This window comes from Streptomyces sp. S3(2020) (assembly GCF_013044505.1).
In the GTDB taxonomy this organism is placed as follows: Bacteria; Actinomycetota; Actinomycetes; order Streptomycetales; family Streptomycetaceae; genus Streptomyces.
On record NZ_JABERD010000011.1, the window covers coordinates 59,190 to 77,443 of the forward strand.

An 18,254-nucleotide genomic window follows, 5' to 3' on the forward strand; every position below is an offset into this window, starting at 1 on the left:
TGCGGCACGCCCGCCGGGCGCGGTGCGCCCCCCTGTCGGCGAGTTCTTCCTGCGCACGGCTTGATCACTGATCAAAGGGGGTGAACCCGCTGGCCACAGCGCATTCCGCTCATTTGACAGTGCACTGAGCACACAGATAGGAAGCAGCTCTCTGAGGGACAAGAGGTGGATTGTGTACGAGCCGAACGTGGTCGGGGACTGGCAGGAGTACGACGAGCTTGCCGGCCTGCGTGTCCGCGTCCACGGGCTGGAAGCCTCCGAGCCACCACGCGGCCGGGACGACGCCGCCGAGGGGCTCACGTACTTCAGCGTCCGCGTGACCGTCGAGAACCGCGGCGGCCGGCACTCCACCATCCACCTGGAGGACGGCCAGATCGACGTCCGGCTCGGTCCCGACGGCGAGAGCGCGTTCATCGACTGGCGCAACTCGCAGTTCATCGAGGGCTTCGACGTCTATCCGCTGCGCCGGGCGACCGCCGTGCTCTACGCCGCCGGCCCCGAGGCGTCCCTGAGTCTGGTCGACGTACAGATCCAGCTGCGGGTCGACGACGACTGGGCCGAGCGTCGGCTGTGGGCGGGCGGTATCGGTCTTCAGGAAGGCGCCGTGCAGGCGGCGACCGGACGGGACGGCCTGGCCCACCAGGTGAGCAACTTCCTGCGGGACCAGGCCGAGGAGGGCACCGCCTGACGGCGGTACGTCAGTGCGGGATGCCGTCGATGATCTCGCGGGCTCCCTGACGCAGCAGTGCCACCGCGACCGAGGTGCCCAGGGTGGCCGGGTCCAGCCGGCCCGCCCACTCGTGGGCGTTGAGGCGGGTCTTGCCGTCCGGGGTGAACACACAGGCCCGCAGGGACAGTTCGCCGCCGTGGTCCACGCGCGCGTACCCGGCGATCGGGCTGTTGCAGTGGCCCTGGAGCACATGCAGGAACATGCGTTCCGCGGTGGCCTCCCGGTGGGTGTCCGGATCGCCGAGCCCGCTGACCGCGTCGATCAGCTCGGTGTCGCCCTCGCGGCACTGCAGGGCGAGGATGCCCGCGCCGATCGGCGGCATCATCGTCTCGGGGGAGAGGATCTCGCTGATCACGTCCTCGCGGCCGATGCGTTCGAGGCCCGACACCGCGAGCAGCAGCGCGTCCGCCTCGCCTGCCGCCAGCTTCGCCAGCCGCCGGTTGGCGTTGCCGCGGAACGGCACGCACTCCAGCTCCGGATGGGTGGCCGCCAGTTGGGCGACCCGGCGCACCGAGGACGTCCCGATGCGAGTACCGGCCGGAAGCTCGTCCAGGGGGAGCCCGCCCGGATGGATCAGCGCGTCGCGGATGTCGTCCCGCTTGAGGAACGCGGCGAACGTCGTACCCGCCGGGAGCGGCCGGTCGGCGGGCACGTCCTTGACACAGTGCACCGCGAGGTCGGCCTGCCCGGCGAGCAGCGCGGCGTCGACCTCCTTGGTGAAGGCGCCCTTGCCCTCGACCTTCGACAGGTCGCCCATCCACTTGTCGCCGGTCGTCCTCACCGGCACGACCTCGGTGCGCACCCCGGGGTACAGCGCGGTCAACTCGGCGCGGACACGCTCCACTTGGGCGAGCGCCATGGGCGAGTCGCGGGAGACGATACGGATCAGTTCGGGCACGGACATGCGGGACACGATAGACCCTCGCGGTCGTGCGGCTGTCCAGTACCGCTCTTCACATACGCCAGTCGAAGGGGAAGAACTCCTCACCCGCCGCGCCCGCGGCATCCGGCGTGCGCACCAGGCAGCGGTGACGCAGCAGTTCACGCCGCTCCTGCGGGGACAGGCCGGGGGCGGTCCAGTCCTCGGCGTCGACGTCCTCGCGCCCGCACGCGTTGATCTCGTCACCGGACGCGGTCCTCAGGTCCACCCGGAAGTCGGTGCGCCACTGGGAGTTGTGCCCCCAGCCCTGGGACAGGTCCACGGTCGGGCGGTGCCGGCGCAGATAGGTCCAGTGCAGCGGCGAACGGTCGGCCACCCCGCGCTCCGCGTGCCGGACACCCGCCCGTACCCGCACCCCGGCCCGGGAGAACAGCAGGGACCCGAACCGCAGTCCGGGCCACACGACACCGGTGATCCGTACCGGCTCGTCCGGGTCCTCGGCCTGTTCGACCTCCACGATCTCGTGCAGGAACGGGTCGAAGGCGTCGCTCTCCTCGAACGGTGTCAGGCCCAGGCCGGTGAAGAGCCGGAGGTACTCGGCCCGCGACACGGCGGGCCAGACGCCGGCGTGCTCACCGGCAGGCTGGAAGCCGGTCAGCAGGACATCGCTGACCCGGCTCAGCGCGTACAGCTCCCACAGCAGGTCGCCGCACCGCTCGTCCGGTCCGTCGACGGCCGTCGCGGTGAGCAGTTCGACGCCCGTGGTGAGGGCCTCGCGGTAGGCGAGTCGGGCCCGTGCGAGCCAGGGTTCCACGACGGTGGGGTACGCGTTCGCGCCTTCGTGGTCGCGCAGTGCCTGGAACAGCATGCGTGCGTTGACCCAGGCCTCCTCTTCGTCCATGCGCGCACCCTAGCGACGGCCAGGAGTGGTGATCCACACGTTTATCCGGCGAGGGGAACACTCATCTCGACCGAGCGCAGTGCCGCGGCGAGCGCCGGATCGTCGCCGACGTCCAGAGCCGTGTCGGTCAGCTTGATGACGTGCTCGTCGCCGTGGGCGAGGGCACGTTCCATGACCTCTTCGGGGGTGAGCCGGCTCGGAGGTGCGTAGGCGACGGGCTCTTCGGGCGCGTACATCGCGGTGACCGCCGCGGACGCGCTCCACGCCGCGCGCAGGCTCGGTGCCCACTGCTCGCGGGGCAGTGAATCCAGGGCGCGCAGCACGGCGTTGGGCGCGGTGGCGGCGTGCACGAGCATGGTGGGTTCGCCGTGGCCGTGGGTGGCGTAGCGGTGGGTCGCGGCGCGCACGAGTTCGGTCAGCCGTGCGCGGGCCGTGTCCGGATCGGTCACCTCGTCCGCCCACGCGGGCAGCCGGTGCACGGCGGCGAGGCGCTTGCGGAACCCCAGGTGGCCCGGCTCGATCGGGGGTACGGCGTCCAGGGACTCCATGGCGGTCGGCGCGCCCGGCAGCACGGCGACGCCGGTCACCGGCTGGTGCCGGGCCGCCCAGTACCCCAGCGCGTGGGCGAGTTCGGTGGTCCGGGGCGCGTTCTCACCGGTCTCCAGGGCGCGTACGGCGTGGCCGACGCGTATCACGGTGTGGGTGGCGCCGCCGTACAGACCGGGCAGCAGGCGCGGCCACCACTCGGCGAGGACGTCCCGCCACGGGCGCTCGGCGAGGGTTCGGGAGTAGTGGTCGGTCCAGTCCGAGATCCGGCGTGGATCGCCCAGTGCCTCCTGCCAGTTGTCGGCGGTGACGGGGGCCACGCGGTCGGGGAAGTCCTCCAGCTTGTCCCGGTAGAGGTCGACCCAGTGGTGCACCGCCCCCGCCTGTCCGTGGGCGGCGAGCGCCTCGACGACCATGGGGGCGTGGTTGGACAGCCAGCCGTCGCGTTCGGGGCCGGAGGCGTGGAGGCGTTCCAGGGCTTCTTCGAGCTGTCCGCTCGTGTCGGTGTTGTCCATGAGCCGGACGTTATGCCTCGTGCACGGGTGCCGGGATCGGGCGCGGGACGGAAGCCGCGGGGTGCACGGGTCCTAGGTCCCGCGCCCGATGCGCGCCGGATCAGGCGTTGGGGTCGAAGGAGATCCCCGACGGCTTGGCCTTCGTCAGGTCGGAGGCGAAGTTCGCGTCCTTGAGGGCGAAGTTGGCGCTGCCGAAGTCGTACGCGACCAGCTTGTCGCGCACGCCCGACGGGTAGCCGTTCCAGCCGACCAGCGGCGGGTACTGCCAGGTGCCCTTGGCGTTCTCCGGCGGCTCGTCATTGGAGTTGGCCAGCCGGAAGGCGTGGGTGCTGATGCCGTCCTTGTGGTAGACGATCTTCGCGTGGGTGCCGTCGAAGCGGACGCCGGAGGTCGCGGTCGTCGAGTACGCGCCGTGGGCGGACGTCGACACGTACTGGATCGTGCCGTTCTGCACCCAGATCACGACGTGTTCCCAGTCGTGCCGGTGCCCGCCGATGCTGCTGTTCGCCAGGGCCTGGTCCTTCTCGAAGTAGAGGCCGTACATGTAGGCGCACCAGCCGTTGTTGCACTTGTAGCGCGAGTACGAGTTGGTGTTGTTCAGGTCCGAGAGGTCGTGGCACTCGCCGCTGAGCGAACCCGTCGGGTTCAGACCGCCGTTGACCGTGCCGTCGGGGCCGATCGCGGGCGTGGGGTAGCAGCCGTCGGTGTCGTAGTCCCAGGCCGGCTGGTAGGTGTACTCGGCCGACTCGGCGTTGGTGGGCAGGGCGGTGGGCGGGGCGGCGAAGGCGGCGCTGGGGAAGGCGACGACCAGGACGGCGGCGCCGGCCAGGCCGGTGAACCATCTGGCGCGGTGCTTCTTGAACGACGGAGACGACACTGCGTCCTCCTCTTGGTGCGGGCGCAGCCCAACGGCTGTGGGGGAACGGGAGGTTCAGCTTCCCGAGTTTTCATGTCCGCGCCAAGAGTCCGTAAGCGACTCTCTGGTAACAACCGTCCGAACAGTGGGATCTTGTTCGGGATGTCAGACGAGGTCGTCCGGAAGGTCGGCCGCCGACTCCTCCGGTGCGAGGTCGGGGCGCAGCCGCAGCCAGGACGGCTGACGCAGCAGTCCCGCCCGGGTGCGGGTGCTGTAGCGGACCTCGCCGACCAGGCGGGGCAGGACCCAGTGCGCGCCCGCGACCGGCGGCGGGGCGTCGAAGGGGCACACGTCCGTCGCCGCGGCCCCGAGGAGCGCGGCGAGCCGGGTCCGTTCGGTCTCGCTCCAGCCGGTGCCCACGTTGCCGACGTACCGGAGGCGTCCGGCGGTTCGCTGTCCGACCAGTACGGCGCCCGGCAGGCCCGTCAGCCGTCCCCTGCCGGGCTGCCAGCCGCCGACGATGACGTCCTCGCTGCGCATGTTGCGGATCTTGATCCAGGCGCGGGAGCGCACCCCGGGCTCGTACACCGAGTCGAGCCGCTTGCAGACCAGGCCCTCCAGTCCGTGGTCGAGGGTGGCCTCCAGCGCCTGTCGACCGTGACCCACGACGGCGCCCGGGGTCGACCAGAACGGTCCGTCCAGGCCCAGTTCCTCCAGCTGTCCGCGCCGTCGGACATAGGGGAGCGCGGTCAGGGGGTGTCCCGCCAGATGCAGCACGTCGAACAGCGCCAGGTGGACGGGTGCTTCGGCGGCCTTGCGTGCGGCCTTGCCCGGGGAGTGGGCCAGCCCCATGCGGGACTGGAGCGACTGGAAGTCGGCACGCCCCTGTTCGTCGAGTGCCAGGACCTCGCCGTCCAGCACGGCGGGCAGCGTGCCGAGCGTGCCGCCGAGTGCCCCCAGTTCGGGATAGGCCGCGGTGATGTCCTCCCCGGAACGGGCGCGCAGCACCACGCTTCCGTCCCCGGCGAGGTACACCACGACGCGCTGGCCGTCCTGCTTGGTCTCATAGGCCCAGTGCGCGTCCTGCGCGGCCGACGGCAGGGTGCCCGAGGTGGCGAGCATGGGCGGGATCACGGGGAGGCTCACGGGTCAGTTGTCGACGGGCCCCGGTGCCGGCACGCGCGCGTGAGGGCGGTTTCGCCTGAACGGCGGTGTCCCGGACGGGGGAGGGCCGCACCCCTCAGATGATCCCGCCGTTGGCCCGCAGCACCTGTCCGTTGACCCAGTGCCCGCCCGGACCGGCCAGGAAGGAGACCACGGAGGCGATGTCCTGCGGTGTCCCGAGGCGCTCCAGCGGCGGCTGGGCGGCCAGCCGGGCGACGGTCTCCTCGTCCTTGCCGTCGAGGAAGAGGTCGGTGGCGGTCGGGCCGGGCGCGACCACGTTGACGGTCACGTCACGGCCCCGCAGCTCCCGGGCGAGGACCAGCGTCAGCGCCTCGACCGCCCCCTTGCTCGCGGCGTACGCGCCGTAGGTCGGGAAGGCGAGGCCGACGACCGAGCTGGAGAAGTTCACCAGCGCCCCGCCCGGGCGCAGCCGGCGGGCGGCCTGCTGGCCGACGGCGAACGTGCCGCGGATGTTGGTGCGGTACAGGGCGTCGAGCTCGTCGAGATCGAGTTCCGCGACCGGCGACAGCAGCATCCGCCCCGCCGCGTGCACCACGACGTCCACCCCGCCGTACGTCGCCTCCGTCAGGTCGAACAGGGCGGCCACCTCGGCCTCGTCGCCGACGTCCGCGCGGGCGGCGCGGGCGGAGCCTCCGGTGGCCTCGATGTCGCGCACGGCCTCGTCGGCCGCGTCCTTGTTGCCCGCGTACCCGACGACGACGGCGAAACCGTCGGCGGCCAGCCGCTGGGCGACCTGGCGTCCGATGCCGCGCGATCCTCCGGTGACGATCGCGACGCGCTGCTGTGTGGTCATGTCCGCTCCTCGTGTTAGCGACGCTACGTGCATCACGTAACGACGATAACACAGTTCCGTAGCGTTGGTATTCCCCGGCTCGTATCAGCGCTACGAATGTCGTACCGTGCAGCCATGGACGCGAGGGAAAAGATCCTGGAAGCCGCCGCGGAACTGCTGGCCGCGGCCCCGGCCGCCGATGTCTCCACCCGTGCCGTGTGCGAGGCGGCCGGCGTGGGCGCGCCGATGCTCTACCGGCTGTTCGGCGACAAGGCGGGGCTGCTCGCCGCCGTGGTGGACCGGGGATTCGAGCAGTACCTCGCCTCCAAGCGCGCGGCCCGGCCCGGCGAGGATCCCGTCGCGGACCTGAAGAGCGGCTGGGACAACCACCTGCGGTTCGCGCTGGATCACCCCCATCACTACCGCCTGATGTATTCGCCCGAACTCACGGTCCCGCCCGCCGCCGTGAGCGAGGCGCACGCCCTGCTGCACGCGATCCTCGAACGCTGTGCGGCGGCCGGCCGGCTCACCGTCCCGCCCGCCCTCGCCACGCAGATCATCATGTCCGCCAACGTCGGCGCGGCCCTGTCGATGCTCACCAGGCCGGAGCAGTACCCCGATCCGGGATTCGCGGCCCGGTCGCGGGACGCGGTGATCGACTCCCTGACACGCCCGGCCGACGCCGCGGAGGGGGACGGGGTTCCCGTCGCGGCCGCCACCCTCGCGGCCCGGCTGCGCGCGGAGCCGCGTGAGTTGTTCACCGCGGCCGAGTCCGGCCTGTTGCAGCAGTGGCTGGAGACGCTCGCCGGGAACTGACCCGTCAGGGCGCCTGTACGAGCCCCGACTGGTAGGCGATGACGACGAGTTGGGCGCGGTCCCGGGCACCCAGCTTCGTCATGGCCCGGTGCACATGCGTGCGCACCGTGAGCGGGCTGACGAAGAGCTTCTGGGCGATCTCCTCGTTGGAGTGGCCCTCGGCCACCCATGCCATCACCTCACGCTCCCGCGCGGTCAGCGCGACGAGGTCCCCCGGCACCGCGAGGCGGCCGCCCAGCGCGGGCGCGGCCAGGAAGCGGGTGATCACCGCGCGGGTGGCCGCGGGGGACAGGAGGGACTCGCCCGCCGCCACGGTCCGCACCCCGGCCAGCAGCACGTCGGCGGTGACGTCCTTGCCGAGGAAGCCGCTCGCCCCGGCCCGCAGCGCCTGGGCGACGTACTCGTCGATCTCGAACGTGGTCAGGATCAGCACCCGGGTGTCGGCCAGGTCCGGGTCGGCGCAGAGGGCGGACGTGGCGGCCAGACCGTCGGTGCCCGGCATCCGGATGTCCATCAGGACGAGGTCCGGGCGGTGGATGCGGGCCAGGGAGACGGCCTCGGCGCCGTCGGCCGCCTCGGCGACCACCTCCATGTCCTCGCAGGAGTCGATCAGGATCCGGAAGGTGGCCCGCAGCAGGGCCTGGTCGTCGGCGAGCAGTACGCGGATGGTCATGGGTTCCGTTCTTCCGGTTCCGGAGCGATGGGGTACAGCGGCAGCCGGGTCGTCACCTCGAAGCCGCCCTCGGCGCGGTGCCCGGCCTTGAGCGCGCCGCCCATGGACCGGGCCCGCTCCCGCATGCCGATCAGACCGAATCCCTGCCCGGGCTCCGCGTCGGCGGTGGTCGAGGTCCCGTCGTCGGTCACGCTGATCGTCAGATGGTCGGTGGCGTACCGCAGGCGCACCCAAGCCGCCTCGGCCGCCGCGTGCTTGGTGACGTTGGTCAGCGCCTCCTGCACGATGCGGTACGCCGTCAGGTCCACACCCGGCGACAAGGGGTGGGGCATGCCCTCCGTGTCGACCCGGACAGTGAGGCCGGCCGACTCGAACGAGGCGGTGAGTTCGTCGAGCCGGCCGAGTCCCGGGCTGGGGGCGAGAGGTGCGTCGGGGTCGTCGGCCGCGCGCAGCAGACCCACGGTGGCCTTCATCTCGCGCAGCGCCGCCGAGGTCGTACCGGCCAGGTCGGTGAGGATCCGGCGCACCTGCTCGGGATGGGTGCGCGACAGGTGCGCGGCCGTGCCCGCCTGGGCGTTGGCCAGGGCGAGATGGTGGGCGACGACGTCGTGCAGTTCCCGGGCGATGCGCATGCGCTCCTCGGCGACGCGATGCCGTGCCTCCTCCTCCCGGCCGCGTTCGGCGTACTCGGCGCGGGCCTGCACCGCCTCCACGTAGGCCCCGCGGAAGCGCACCGCGTTGCCGGTGGCGACCGGCAGCAGCAGCCAGGCGGCGGGACCGAGCGTCTTCAGGGGCCAGGGATGCGCGACGGGATCGGCGACGTAGCCCGTCGTGATCAGCAGGGCGAGCGCGGCGAGGAAGGCCCAGCGGGTGGTGCGGCGGTCGGTGTGCAGGGCCAGCCGGTACAGGGCGAGCATGAGCGGGGCCATCAGGAGCGGGGTGAGCAGCATGCCCAGCGCGCCGGCGGCGGCGGTGCACAGTGCCGTCACCGTGACGACGGTCCGGGGGCGGGTGCGCTGCCAGAACAGGGAGCCGCAGGCGACGGCGGCGAGGGCGATCGTGGGTCCCACGGGGTCCGGCTGCCGCACGCGCGGGAAATTGATCTCGCTGCCGAACAGGAAGCACGCGAACAGCAGCGCCGCCGTCATGGTGTCGACGGTGCGGGCGTGGTCGTCCGCGTAACGCTGCCAGGGGTTGCTCATCGCTGTTCTCCGGTCGGTGCCTGAGGACATGGTCGGTGCCGCCCGCCGGGAGCGACGGCGGGGCCGCCCCTGTCCGGCTCCACGAACCGCCCCAGGTTTCCTGGTGAGAGCCCTTCCTGTCGTCGTGCGCCTGCTGACAATCACGGCTACTCGCTGCGCAGTACGCGCGGCCCTGTGCGTCATCCCCGGGCACGAGCGCGGGCGGCCGGAGTTCGACGATCTTAAGTCAACTGCTTGACTTGGTTGGATCTCCGGGATTGCCTGACCGTGCGGCAATGGCGCCGGACCGGAGGAGGGCCCATGTCCCGGAGCGACGAGAAGCAGGCGCTGACCTATCCGATGTACGGCGGATCGGCCCTGGAGCCGCCCGCCGAGTGGGAACTGCTCCGCAAGGAGTGCCCCGTGGCCCGGGTGACACTGCCCAGCGGGGACGAGGCGGTCCTGCTGACCCGCTACGACGACGTCCGTCAGGTCCTCTCAGACCCCCGGTTCGCCGCGGTGCTGGACTCCGAGGGCGCCGCCCGCATCGCCGACGACGAGACGGGCGGCGTCTTCAGCACCGACATGGCCCGGTTCCTCCCGCAGCAGGGCGAACCCCACCGGCGCTGGCGGCGGATGGTCGGCCAGTGGTTCACCGTCACCCGCATGGCCGGGCTGCGGCCGGGGATCGAGGCGATGGCCGAACGTCTCGTCGACGAGATGGTGGCGCACGGCGGGCCCGCGGACCTGAGGGCCCACCTGGCCTTCCCGCTGCCGGTATGGGTGATCTGCGGCCTGCTCGGCGTCCCCGAAGCGGACCGCGACCGGTTCACCCACTGGTCCGACGCCCTGCTCAACCTGACCCGGTACACCCAGGAGGAGGTCGACACCGCGCAGGACGACTACGTCGACTACATGGCCGCCCACGTCGTCGCCAAGCGGGAGGCGCCGGGCGACGACCTGCTCGGCGCACTCGTCGAGGCCGTGGAGCCCGACGGCTACCGGATGTCCGAGCGGGAGCTCGTCTACACCGGCCAGTCCCTGCTGATCGCCGGGCACGAGACCACCGCGAACATGATCGGGAAGACGGTCGCCCTGCTGCTCGCCGACCGCCGACGCTGGGAGCGGCTGCTCGCCGACCCGTCCCTGGTGCGGCCGGCCGTCGAGGAGGCGCTCAGGGTCGACGCCGACCCCGGCATCGGCATACCGCGCTATCTCACCGAGGAGACCGAGGTCGGCGACAGCGTCCTGCCGGCCGGTACGACCGTGCTGTGCAGCATGGGGGCGGCCAACCGGGACGAGAGCATCTTCGACGCGGCCGACGAGATGAGGCTCGACCGGCAGCCCAACACGCATCTCGCCTTCGGGGTCGGACCGCACTCCTGTCTCGGCCAGGCGCTGGCCCGTGTCGAGCTCCAGACCGTCCTCGACGTGCTGTTGCGTAGGCTTCCGTCCTTGGAACTCGCCGTAGCGGCGGAGGAGCTGCGACGGCTCGAGGGGCTGGCCGTCGGAGGGCTGAGGGAAGTCCCGGTGCGATGGTGATGATGGCGGCAGGCAGGGCGGTACGGGCGGAGCAGGTCGGCGCGACCCGGGAGCTGATCCTGACCGCGGCCGAGCGGCTGTTCGCCGAGCGCGGGGTCTACGCCGTCTCCAACCGCCAGGTCAGCGAGGCCGCCGGGCAGGGCAACAACGCGGCGGTCGGCTACCACTTCGGCACCAAGGCCGACCTCGTGCGCGCCATCGTCCGTAAGCACGCCGAGCGCATCGAGGAGATCCGCGCCCGGCTGCTGGCCGCGATCGGCGACCCCACGGACCTGCGGGACTGGGTGGACTGCCTGGTCCGCCCCGTCCCCGAGCACCTCGCGGCCCTGGAGGGCCCCACCTGGTTCGCGCGGTTCTGCGCACAGGTGATGACCGACCCGGCCCTGCACCGGATCATGGTGGAGGAGTCGCTGGCCTCCCCGTCCCTGCGCCAGATCGTCGACGGACTGCACCGGTGTCTGCCCGAGCTGCCCCCCGAGGTCCGTGCCGAACGCGGCGACATGGCACGCCATCTGCTCATCCACCTGCCCGCCGAACGGGAGCGCGCCCTCGCCGAGAACCGGCCCACCGCGCGCTCCAGTTGGCACGACTACGCCACCGGGCTCGCCGACGCGGTCGTCGGCATCTGGCTGGCACCGGTGACGCAGGGGAAGGCCGAGCCCCCGCGTGATCGATGACAGGCCGGCGCTCGCGCGTGGCTCCGGGCAGCACGTACTGGTCGTCGGTGGGCCCGAGCTGGCCGAACTGCTCTCCACCACCCTGGAGTTGGCGGGGTATCGCACCGCCGTGGCCGCCACCGGGGCCGAGGCGCTGACGCGGGCCGCGGAGCACCGCTACGACCTCGTCCTCCTCGACACGACCCTGCCCGACGTGCCCGGCCTCGGCCGCCGGCCCCTGCCGCCCGCCACGCACCGACCACCGGTCCTGTTCCTCACCGCCTGCGACGCCTTGGACAGCCTCCTGCCCGAACTCGGCCCGGGCGAGAAGGACTACGTCACCCAACCCTTCCGGGTGGCCGAAGTCCTCGCCAGGATGCAGGTGTTGCTGCGCGGCGCGGGTCCGGTCCGGCGCCATGAGGGCGGACCCCGCTACCGCGACCTGGTGCTCGACGACACCCTCTGCCAGGCGCGGCGCGGCACGCTGGCACTGGACCTCACACCCGCGGAGTACCGGCTGCTGCGCCACCTCCTGGTCCATGCCGACCGCGTGCTGTCCAAGGAGCAGATCGGCCGCTACGTCTGGGGCGACTCCCGAGGCGACTCCCGGGGCGACAACGCCATCGAGCAACTCGTGTCCCGGTTGCGGCGCAAAGTGGACCGCGACGCTCCGGCGTTGATCCACACCAGGCGGGGTTTCGGGTACTGGCTGGGGCGGTCCGACGTGGATGGATCGGCAACTGGTCCGTAGAACAGGGAAGTTGCCGCCCTCCTCGGTGAGGCGGCAGGGGTGTGAGCTGGGTCACGTCGGCTTTCTGTCAGGGAACTGACCGGAGCCCGTCAGGCCCGTCTGTTTGCATGTGCTCATCGAGGCCTCACCCCTTCCCCCCGGCGCTCCGGCTCTCGACCGGAGCCCCCACCACCGAGGAGAACCCATGGCCGACGCACTGGCCGTTCCCGAATTCCCCATGCCGCGGGCCGCCCGCTGCCCCTTCGACCCGCCGCCCGGCCTCAAAGAGCTCCAGAACCAGGGGCCGTTGGCGAAGGTGCGGCTGTGGGACGGCAGCGAACCGTGGCTCGTGACCCGCTACGCCGAGCAGCGCGCCCTGTTGGGCGACGCCCGGGTCAGCTCGGACATCGACCGCCCCGGCTTTCCGCCCAAGGCCGGCTCCGAGGGCGGCGAGGGCAAGCTCAGCTTCATCATGATGGACGACCCCGAACACGCCCGGCTGCGGCGGCTGGTGACGGCCCCCTTCGCCATCAAGAAGGTCGAGGCCCTCAGGCCCGCCGTGCAGCGGATCGTGGACGGCCTGATCGACGACCTGCTCGCCGGCCCGCAACCCGTCGACCTGGTCGAGGCGTTCGCCCTGCCCATCCCCTCGCTGGTGATCTGCGAACTGCTCGGAGTGCCCTACGACGACCACGAGTTGTTCCAGTCCCACACCAAGACGATGGTCAGCAGCGCCGCGACACCCGAGCAGCGCGGTGTCGCGACCCGGGAGATCGCCGGCTATCTCGCCACGATGATCGGCAAGCGGCTCGCCGAACCCGAGGACGACCTGCTGTCGAGCATCGCCGGACGGATCACCACGGGCGAACTCGACCACCAGCAGGCCACGGAGATGGCCCTGCTCCTGCTGATCGCCGGACACGAGACCACCGCGAACATGATCGCGCTCGGCACCGCCGCCCTCCTCCAGCACCCCGACCAGCTCACCCTCCTGCGCGAGAGCGAGGACCCCGAACTGGTGGCCTCGGCCGTCGAGGAACTGCTGCGCTACCTGAACATCACCCACCAGGGGCGCCGCCGCGCGGTCACGCAGGACATCGAGATCGCCGGAGAGGTCATCAAGGCCGGCGACGGCGTCATCGTGGTCAACGAGATCGGCAACCGCGACCCCGAGGCCTTCGAGGACCCCGACCGCCTCGACATCACCCGGGACGCCCGGCGCCACGTCGCCTTCGGCTTCGGTGTCCACCAGTGCCTCGGCCAGCCCCTCGCCCGGATGGAGCTCCAGGTCGTCTACGGCACCCTCTACCGGCGCATCCCCACCCTCAAGCTCGCCTGCGACATCCAGGACGTGAAGTTCAAGCACGACGCGTTCATCTACGGCGTCCACGAGCTGCCGGTGGCCTGGTGACGGCTCCCCGTCCCGCGAACGAACAAGCACCACGCGACAAGAAGGGCAATCCCATGAAGGTGGAGCTGGAAGCCGACAAGTGCGTCGCCTCGGGGCAGTGCGTGCTCGCCGCGGCGGACGTCTTCGACCAGGACGACGACGGCATCGCGATCCTGCTGGCGGAGGAGGTCGGCGACGCACTCGTCGACGACGTCAAGGAAGCCGTCGCGGTCTGCCCGGCCGCCGCGATCCGACTGGTCCAGCGGTGAACCGGATCGTCGTCGTCGGAGCCTCGGCCGCCGGACTCGCGGCGGCCGAGACACTCCGCCGCGAAGGCCACGCGGGCCCGCTCACCCTCGTCGGCGACGAACCCCGCGCACCCTACGACCGTCCGCCGCTGTCCAAGCAGCTGCTGTCCGGCGAGTGGCGGCCCGAGCGGCTGGATCTGCGCACCCCCGCGGACCTGGCCGCGCTCGGTCTCGACCTGAGGCTCGGCGTCCCCGCGACCGGCCTCGACCTCACCGAGCGCGCGGTGCGGCTGGCCGACGGCTCGACGGTGCCGTACGACGGACTGATCGTGGCCACCGGCGTCCGGCCGCGCCGGCTGCCCGGCGAGGGCGCGCATGTGCTGCGGACCCTGGACGACGCCCTGACCCTGCGCGACCGGCTGGGTCCGGGACAGCGGCTCGTCGTGGTCGGCGCCGGGTTCCTCGGGGCGGAAGCCGCCGCGGTGGCCCGGCGGCTGGGCGCCGAGGTGACCGTGCTCGAACCCGCCCCGGTGCCGCTGGCGCACGCCGTCGGCACCGAGGTCGGACGGGTGCTCTCGCAGGCGCACCTGGAGCGGGGCGTGGACCTGCGCTGCGGGGTCGCGGTCACCGAGGTGACCGAGGACGGGGTGCGGCTCGCGAGCGGCGAGGTGATCGAGGCCGACGAGGTGCTGGTGGCCGTCGGCTCGCTGCCCAACACCGAGTGGCTCGACGGCAGCGGGCTGAGCGTCGGCGACGGAGTGGTCTGCGACGAGTACTGCGAGGCCGCGCGGAACGTGTACGCGGCCGGTGACGTCGCCCGCTGGTACAACCCGCTGTTCGGGACGTCGATGCGGATCGAGCACCGCACCAACGCCGCCGAACAGGGCATGGCCGCCGCCCGCAACCTCCTCGGCCCCCAGGCACGCAAGCCGTTCGCGCCGGTGCCGTACTTCTGGTCCGACCAGTACGACATGAGGATCCAGGCGTACGGCTTCCTGCGCGGCCACGACGAAGTCGCCGTGGTGGAGGGCGACCTGGCCGAACGGCGGTTCGTCGCCCTGTACCGCACCGGCGACCGTGTGAGCGGCGCCCTCGCGGTCGGCATGCCGCCCAAGGCGATCCGGCAATGGCGCCAGTCGATCGTGACCGGCGCGGCGTGGAACGACCCGGGCTCGTACGATCACGGCAGTAGTCCGAGTAAACGTACGCAGTAGATTACTTGAGTTACGCAACAAGATGGTAAAGTGGCTCGCATGGCCACTCCCTCGCTCCCCGAGCTCCCCGACGGCCCCGCATCTCCGGAAGTGATAGAGATCGAGCGGGCGCTGACGCGCATCACGTACCTGAGCACGCGCGCCCGGCAGCACGACCGGCTGATGGCACTGGCCGGAGTGCCCCTGGACCGGGCCGCCGTGGCACTGCTGCGCCAGGTCGCCGACTCCGAGCCGCTGCGCCCGGGGGAGCTGGCCAACCGGCTCGGCGTGGAGGCCTCGCACGTGACCCGTACCGTGCAGCAGCTCCAGAAGACGGGGTACGTCACCCGGGTCCCGGACCCCGACGACCGCCGCGCCCAGCGCATCGAGCTCACCGAGGCGGGCCGACAGGCCATCGACCGGGTCCGGGACGCCGGCGCGCGCGGTATGCAACTCGCCCTGTCCGAATGGGCGCCGCAGGAGCTGGGGCAGCTCGCCACCCTCTTCCACCGCATGGTCGACGACTTCCTGGCCTACGCCGTCGAGGACGACGCGGAGCCGACGACCACCGTCTGATCCCCGGCGCCGGGTTCACGCAGCCCGCACATCAGGAGCCGGCCCACCGCGGGCAGCGCGACGAGCGGGAGCAGCGCGGTGCGCAGGGACGTGGCGTCGGCGAGGGCACCGACGGCGGGCGCGGCCAGCCCGCCGAGGCTCACCGTCAGCCCCAGCGTGACACCGCTCGCCGTGCCGACCCGCCGCGGCAGATAGTCCTGGCCCAGCGTGACATGCAGCGAGAACGGCACATACAGGACCGCCGACGCGAGCGCGACGAACAGGTACGCGAGCGGTCCCGGCGCGAGCACCACCCCGGCGACGGCCAGGACGGTCAGCGGATACGACCGGCGCACGACCGTCAGCCGCCCGTACCGCTCCGCGAGCCGCCCGCCGGCCACCGTGCCCACCGCACCCCCGGCGTAGAGCACGCACAGCGCGACCGTGCCGGCCACCTCCCCGCCCCCGGTGCGCTCACGGACGTACAGCGGGACGAAGGCGCTCAGCCCGACGAACACGACCGACCGGCAGACGATCGCCCCCGACAGCCGCAGGAACGACGGCCAGTCGTCGCGGCCCGGACCGGCGGACGCATGACCGGACACGGAACGGCGTCCGGCCGTGCGGACCGCCGCCGCGCACAGCACCGCCCCCACGAGGGCCGGGACCAGCAGCAGGGGAGAGGCGCCCAGACCGCCGGTCCCGACCACGGCCATGACGAGCAGCGGTGCCGCGGCGAAGCCGAGATTGCCGCCCAGGGCGAACCACCCCATCGCCGTGTGGCCGCCACCCGCGGCGGCGCGGGCGGCCCGGGCGGCCTCCGGATGGTAGGCGGCCACCCCGACCCCGGACACGGCGACCGCGGCGAGGGTCAGCGCGTACGAGCCGGTGACCCCGCTCAGCGCCACCCCGGCCCCGGCGGTCAGCGCGCTCAGCGGCAGCAGCCACGGCATCGCCCACCGGTCGGTGAGCGCCCCGAACAGCGGCTGCACGACGGACGACAACAACGACGCGGCGAGGACGACGCCCGAGGCGGCGGCGTAGGTGTAGGCGCGCTCGGCGACGAAGTACGGCACCAGGGCGGCCACCATCCCCTGGTAGACGTCGACGCAGGCGTGGCCCAAGGACAGATGGCGTATCGCGGTCATACCGAGATCGTCGCGAGAGGGAGGCGTGGCGCGCTTTCGATAAACTGCCTACCTATGCCGGATGCCCGCCATACCCGCCACACCTCCAAGGCGCCGACCCGGGCCCGGAGCCTGGCCGCCGGGGAGCACATCGACGCGCACCGCCACGACGACCACCAGATCGTCTACGCCGGCTCCGGCGTCCTGGCCGTCACCACCGACGCCGGCACCTGGTTCGCCCCCGCCAACCGCGCCCTCTGGGTCCCCGCCGGCGCCGTCCACGCCCACCGCGCCACCGGCCACATCGACCTGCATCTGGTGGGCCTGCCCGCCGACGACAACCCGCTCGGCCTGAGCACCCCCACCGTCCTCGCCGTAGGACCGCTCCTGCGCGAACTGATCGTCGCCTACACCCGGACCCCCGACGACGACAGCCCCGAACGCCACCGCCTGCTCGCCGTCCTCCGCGACCAGCTGCGCGCCTCGCCCCAGCAGCCCCTGCACCTGCCCACCCCCACCGACCCGCGCCTGACCGCCGTCTGCGCGCTCCTGCACGCCGACCCCGCCGACCCGCGCACCCTGGCCGCCCTCGGCGCCGTGACCGGGGCGAGCGAACGCACCCTCAGCCGGCTCTTCCGCGGCGAGTTCGGCATGACCTTCCCGCAGTGGCGCACCCAGTCACGCCTCTACCACGCCCTGCGGATGCTGGCCGAGGGAGCACCCGTCACCACCGTCGCCCATCGCTGCGGCTGGTCGTCCACGAGCGCGTTCATCGAGGTCTTCCGCCGCTCGTTCGGGCATACGCCAGGGACCCACAACCGCCTTGCCCCGTAGGCGAACAGGCCGCCGTACGACCTGCGTGTACCGTCCAGTAATATCGCGCGGCAAGCCCCCCATAGGAGGAACCGTGCCCGGGTCCCAACGCTCACCCCTGCTGCTGGCCGGTCTGCTGGCCGGCGTGGGGGTCACCCACTTCACCGCGCCACGCTCGTTCGACGCGACCATCCCGAAGTTCCTGCCGGGCAAGCCCCGCACCTGGACCTACGCCAGCGGCGTCGCCGAGTTCGCGCTGGCGGCCGCTCTCGTCGCGCCCCGCACCCGCAGGGCCGCCGCCCTGGCCTCGGCCGCCTTCTTCGTCGGGGTCTTCCCGGCGAACGTGAAGATGGCCGTGGACTGGCGCCACCGCCCCACCCCGCAGAAGGCCGCCGCGATCGCACGGCTGCCGCTCCAGGTGCCCCTCGTCCTGTGGGCCCGCAACGTCGCACGGAACACGGAGGGTCAGGCATGAGCGCGCGCATCGACGTCGGGGACAAGATCGAGGACTTCGAGCTGCCCGACGAGACCGGCACCCCGCGCAGCCTGACCTCGCTGCTCGCCGACGGGCCCATCGTCCTGTTCTTCTATCCCGCGGCACTGACCGCCGGCTGCACCGCCGAGGCCTGCCACTTCCGTGACCTGGCGGCCGAGTTCGAGGCCGTCGGCGCCCGCCCCGTCGGCATCAGCGGCGACTCCGTGGAGCGTCAGCAGGAGTTCTCCGGCAAGCACACACTCGGCATGCCGCTGCTGTCCGACGCCGACGGGGCGATCCGGGAGCGGTTCGGGGTGAACCGCGGATTCTCGCTGGCCCCGACCAAGCGGGTCACCTTCGTCATAGCGCAGGACCGCACGGTCCTGGAGGTCGTCCGCAGTGAGCTGCGGATGAACACCCACGCCGACCGGGCGCTCGCGGCATTGCGCGACCACCGCAAGTGACGTACG

The 18,254-nt window shown here is 72.2% G+C and carries 21 protein-coding genes; 12 read left to right on the forward strand and 9 right to left on the reverse strand.

Going from position 1 to position 18,254, the window contains the following annotated elements:
* Positions 1-172: 172 nt before the first annotated feature.
* On the forward strand, positions 173-688 hold the full coding sequence (locus tag HLK59_RS06105; protein WP_171140199.1) for a hypothetical protein: 516 nt from the start codon (positions 173-175) through the stop codon (positions 686-688).
* A 10-nt stretch (positions 689-698) separates the two neighbouring features.
* Here the strand turns inward: HLK59_RS06105 and hemC are convergent, their stop codons facing one another.
* From hemC to HLK59_RS06135, 6 genes are all read right to left on the reverse strand, one after another.
* Positions 699-1,634 (reverse strand): hydroxymethylbilane synthase, encoded by a 936-nt coding sequence (gene hemC, locus HLK59_RS06110; RefSeq protein ID WP_171140200.1) that lies wholly within the window; start codon positions 1,632-1,634, stop codon positions 699-701.
* A 49-nt stretch (positions 1,635-1,683) separates the two neighbouring features.
* Positions 1,684-2,511, reverse strand: coding sequence for a hypothetical protein (locus HLK59_RS06115; RefSeq protein WP_171140201.1), 828 nt, complete (start codon positions 2,509-2,511; stop codon positions 1,684-1,686).
* 41 nt (positions 2,512-2,552) lie between these two features.
* Entirely contained in the window at positions 2,553-3,572 is a 1,020-nt protein-coding gene (locus HLK59_RS06120; protein ID WP_171140202.1) for a questin oxidase family protein, read from the reverse strand.
* A gap of 100 nt (positions 3,573-3,672) precedes the next feature.
* The gene (locus HLK59_RS06125) at positions 3,673-4,449 is read right to left on the reverse strand and encodes an NPP1 family protein (protein ID WP_171140203.1); all 777 of its coding nucleotides are present in this window, start codon (positions 4,447-4,449) and stop codon (positions 3,673-3,675) included.
* Between the two features lie 144 nt (positions 4,450-4,593).
* Entirely contained in the window at positions 4,594-5,574 is a 981-nt protein-coding gene (locus HLK59_RS06130; protein WP_171140204.1) for an ATP-dependent DNA ligase, read from the reverse strand.
* A 94-nt stretch (positions 5,575-5,668) separates the two neighbouring features.
* The gene (locus tag HLK59_RS06135) at positions 5,669-6,406 is read right to left on the reverse strand and encodes an SDR family oxidoreductase (RefSeq protein WP_171140205.1); all 738 of its coding nucleotides are present in this window, start codon (positions 6,404-6,406) and stop codon (positions 5,669-5,671) included.
* Between the two features lie 114 nt (positions 6,407-6,520).
* Between HLK59_RS06135 and HLK59_RS06140 the strand changes: the two genes are divergently transcribed.
* Entirely contained in the window at positions 6,521-7,201 is a 681-nt protein-coding gene (locus tag HLK59_RS06140; RefSeq protein ID WP_171140206.1) for a TetR/AcrR family transcriptional regulator, read from the forward strand.
* 4 nt (positions 7,202-7,205) lie between these two features.
* On the opposite strand, the gene HLK59_RS06145 is transcribed toward HLK59_RS06140, so the two are convergent.
* Both HLK59_RS06145 and HLK59_RS06150 read right to left on the reverse strand, forming a co-directional pair.
* Entirely contained in the window at positions 7,206-7,874 is a 669-nt protein-coding gene (locus tag HLK59_RS06145) for a response regulator transcription factor (protein WP_171140207.1), read from the reverse strand.
* Positions 7,871-9,076 carry a sensor histidine kinase gene (locus HLK59_RS06150; protein WP_171140208.1) on the reverse strand — a complete coding sequence of 402 codons (1,206 nt, stop codon included), beginning with the start codon at positions 9,074-9,076 and terminating at the stop codon, positions 7,871-7,873. Before HLK59_RS06150 ends, HLK59_RS06145 begins: the two co-directional genes overlap by 4 nt.
* 300 nt (positions 9,077-9,376) lie before the next feature.
* Here HLK59_RS06150 and HLK59_RS06155 point away from each other — a divergent pair, with 300 nt between their 5' ends.
* The 7 genes from HLK59_RS06155 (at position 9,377) to HLK59_RS06185 (ending at position 15,390) form a co-directional block, all read left to right on the forward strand.
* Positions 9,377-10,597 carry a cytochrome P450 gene (locus HLK59_RS06155; protein WP_171140209.1) on the forward strand — a complete coding sequence of 407 codons (1,221 nt, stop codon included), beginning with the start codon at positions 9,377-9,379 and terminating at the stop codon, positions 10,595-10,597.
* Complete coding sequence (locus HLK59_RS06160) at positions 10,591-11,274, forward strand: TetR family transcriptional regulator (RefSeq protein WP_171140210.1); 684 nt, start codon at positions 10,591-10,593, stop codon at positions 11,272-11,274. Before HLK59_RS06155 ends, HLK59_RS06160 begins: the two co-directional genes overlap by 7 nt.
* The gene (locus HLK59_RS06165) at positions 11,264-12,004 is read left to right on the forward strand and encodes a response regulator transcription factor (protein WP_171140211.1); all 741 of its coding nucleotides are present in this window, start codon (positions 11,264-11,266) and stop codon (positions 12,002-12,004) included. Before HLK59_RS06160 ends, HLK59_RS06165 begins: the two co-directional genes overlap by 11 nt.
* Positions 12,005-12,188: 184 nt before the next feature.
* Positions 12,189-13,394 (forward strand): cytochrome P450, encoded by a 1,206-nt coding sequence (locus HLK59_RS06170; protein WP_171140212.1) that lies wholly within the window; start codon positions 12,189-12,191, stop codon positions 13,392-13,394.
* A 53-nt stretch (positions 13,395-13,447) separates the two neighbouring features.
* Positions 13,448-13,642 carry a ferredoxin gene (locus HLK59_RS06175; protein WP_171140213.1) on the forward strand — a complete coding sequence of 65 codons (195 nt, stop codon included), beginning with the start codon at positions 13,448-13,450 and terminating at the stop codon, positions 13,640-13,642.
* Positions 13,639-14,835, forward strand: coding sequence for an FAD-dependent oxidoreductase (locus HLK59_RS06180; protein WP_171140214.1), 1,197 nt, complete (start codon positions 13,639-13,641; stop codon positions 14,833-14,835). The genes HLK59_RS06175 and HLK59_RS06180 overlap by 4 nt, the downstream gene beginning before the upstream one ends.
* Positions 14,836-14,874: 39 nt before the next feature.
* Positions 14,875-15,390 (forward strand): MarR family transcriptional regulator, encoded by a 516-nt coding sequence (locus HLK59_RS06185; RefSeq protein WP_171140215.1) that lies wholly within the window; start codon positions 14,875-14,877, stop codon positions 15,388-15,390.
* On the opposite strand, the gene HLK59_RS06190 is transcribed toward HLK59_RS06185, so the two are convergent.
* Positions 15,348-16,517 carry an MFS transporter gene (locus HLK59_RS06190; protein ID WP_171140216.1) on the reverse strand — a complete coding sequence of 390 codons (1,170 nt, stop codon included), beginning with the start codon at positions 16,515-16,517 and terminating at the stop codon, positions 15,348-15,350. The genes HLK59_RS06185 and HLK59_RS06190 overlap by 43 nt on opposite strands.
* A gap of 54 nt (positions 16,518-16,571) precedes the next feature.
* Here HLK59_RS06190 and HLK59_RS06195 point away from each other — a divergent pair, with 54 nt between their 5' ends.
* The 3 genes from HLK59_RS06195 to HLK59_RS06205 all read left to right on the forward strand — a co-directional run bounded on the left by HLK59_RS06195 (position 16,572) and on the right by HLK59_RS06205 (position 18,248).
* Complete coding sequence (locus tag HLK59_RS06195) at positions 16,572-17,330, forward strand: helix-turn-helix transcriptional regulator (RefSeq protein ID WP_171140217.1); 759 nt, start codon at positions 16,572-16,574, stop codon at positions 17,328-17,330.
* A gap of 73 nt (positions 17,331-17,403) precedes the next feature.
* A complete protein-coding gene (locus tag HLK59_RS06200; protein ID WP_171140218.1) occupies positions 17,404-17,784 on the forward strand; it encodes a MauE/DoxX family redox-associated membrane protein in 381 nt (126 codons plus the stop codon).
* On the forward strand, positions 17,781-18,248 hold the full coding sequence (locus HLK59_RS06205) for a peroxiredoxin (protein ID WP_206326826.1): 468 nt from the start codon (positions 17,781-17,783) through the stop codon (positions 18,246-18,248). Before HLK59_RS06200 ends, HLK59_RS06205 begins: the two co-directional genes overlap by 4 nt.
* Positions 18,249-18,254 lie beyond the last annotated feature (6 nt).

What these genes read in the sequence shown, in the direction of transcription:
- hemC (WP_171140200.1), bottom strand. Translation starts at nt 1,634, where the DNA reads ATGTCCGTGCCCGAACTGATCCGTATCGTCTCCCGCGACTCGCCCATG.
- HLK59_RS06115 (WP_171140201.1), bottom strand. Translation starts at nt 2,511, where the DNA reads ATGGACGAAGAGGAGGCCTGGGTCAACGCACGCATGCTGTTCCAGGCA.
- HLK59_RS06120 (WP_171140202.1), bottom strand. Translation starts at nt 3,572, where the DNA reads ATGGACAACACCGACACGAGCGGACAGCTCGAAGAAGCCCTGGAACGC.
- HLK59_RS06135 (WP_171140205.1), bottom strand. Translation starts at nt 6,406, where the DNA reads ATGACCACACAGCAGCGCGTCGCGATCGTCACCGGAGGATCGCGCGGC.
- HLK59_RS06140 (WP_171140206.1), top strand. Translation starts at nt 6,521, where the DNA reads ATGGACGCGAGGGAAAAGATCCTGGAAGCCGCCGCGGAACTGCTGGCC.
- HLK59_RS06145 (WP_171140207.1), bottom strand. Translation starts at nt 7,874, where the DNA reads ATGACCATCCGCGTACTGCTCGCCGACGACCAGGCCCTGCTGCGGGCC.
- HLK59_RS06150 (WP_171140208.1), bottom strand. Translation starts at nt 9,076, where the DNA reads ATGAGCAACCCCTGGCAGCGTTACGCGGACGACCACGCCCGCACCGTC.
- HLK59_RS06155 (WP_171140209.1), top strand. Translation starts at nt 9,377, where the DNA reads ATGTCCCGGAGCGACGAGAAGCAGGCGCTGACCTATCCGATGTACGGC.
- HLK59_RS06160 (WP_171140210.1), top strand. Translation starts at nt 10,591, where the DNA reads ATGGTGATGATGGCGGCAGGCAGGGCGGTACGGGCGGAGCAGGTCGGC.
- HLK59_RS06170 (WP_171140212.1), top strand. Translation starts at nt 12,189, where the DNA reads ATGGCCGACGCACTGGCCGTTCCCGAATTCCCCATGCCGCGGGCCGCC.
- HLK59_RS06175 (WP_171140213.1), top strand. Translation starts at nt 13,448, where the DNA reads ATGAAGGTGGAGCTGGAAGCCGACAAGTGCGTCGCCTCGGGGCAGTGC.
- HLK59_RS06185 (WP_171140215.1), top strand. Translation starts at nt 14,875, where the DNA reads ATGGCCACTCCCTCGCTCCCCGAGCTCCCCGACGGCCCCGCATCTCCG.
- HLK59_RS06190 (WP_171140216.1), bottom strand. Translation starts at nt 16,517, where the DNA reads ATGACCGCGATACGCCATCTGTCCTTGGGCCACGCCTGCGTCGACGTC.
- HLK59_RS06195 (WP_171140217.1), top strand. Translation starts at nt 16,572, where the DNA reads ATGCCGGATGCCCGCCATACCCGCCACACCTCCAAGGCGCCGACCCGG.
- HLK59_RS06205 (WP_206326826.1), top strand. Translation starts at nt 17,781, where the DNA reads ATGAGCGCGCGCATCGACGTCGGGGACAAGATCGAGGACTTCGAGCTG.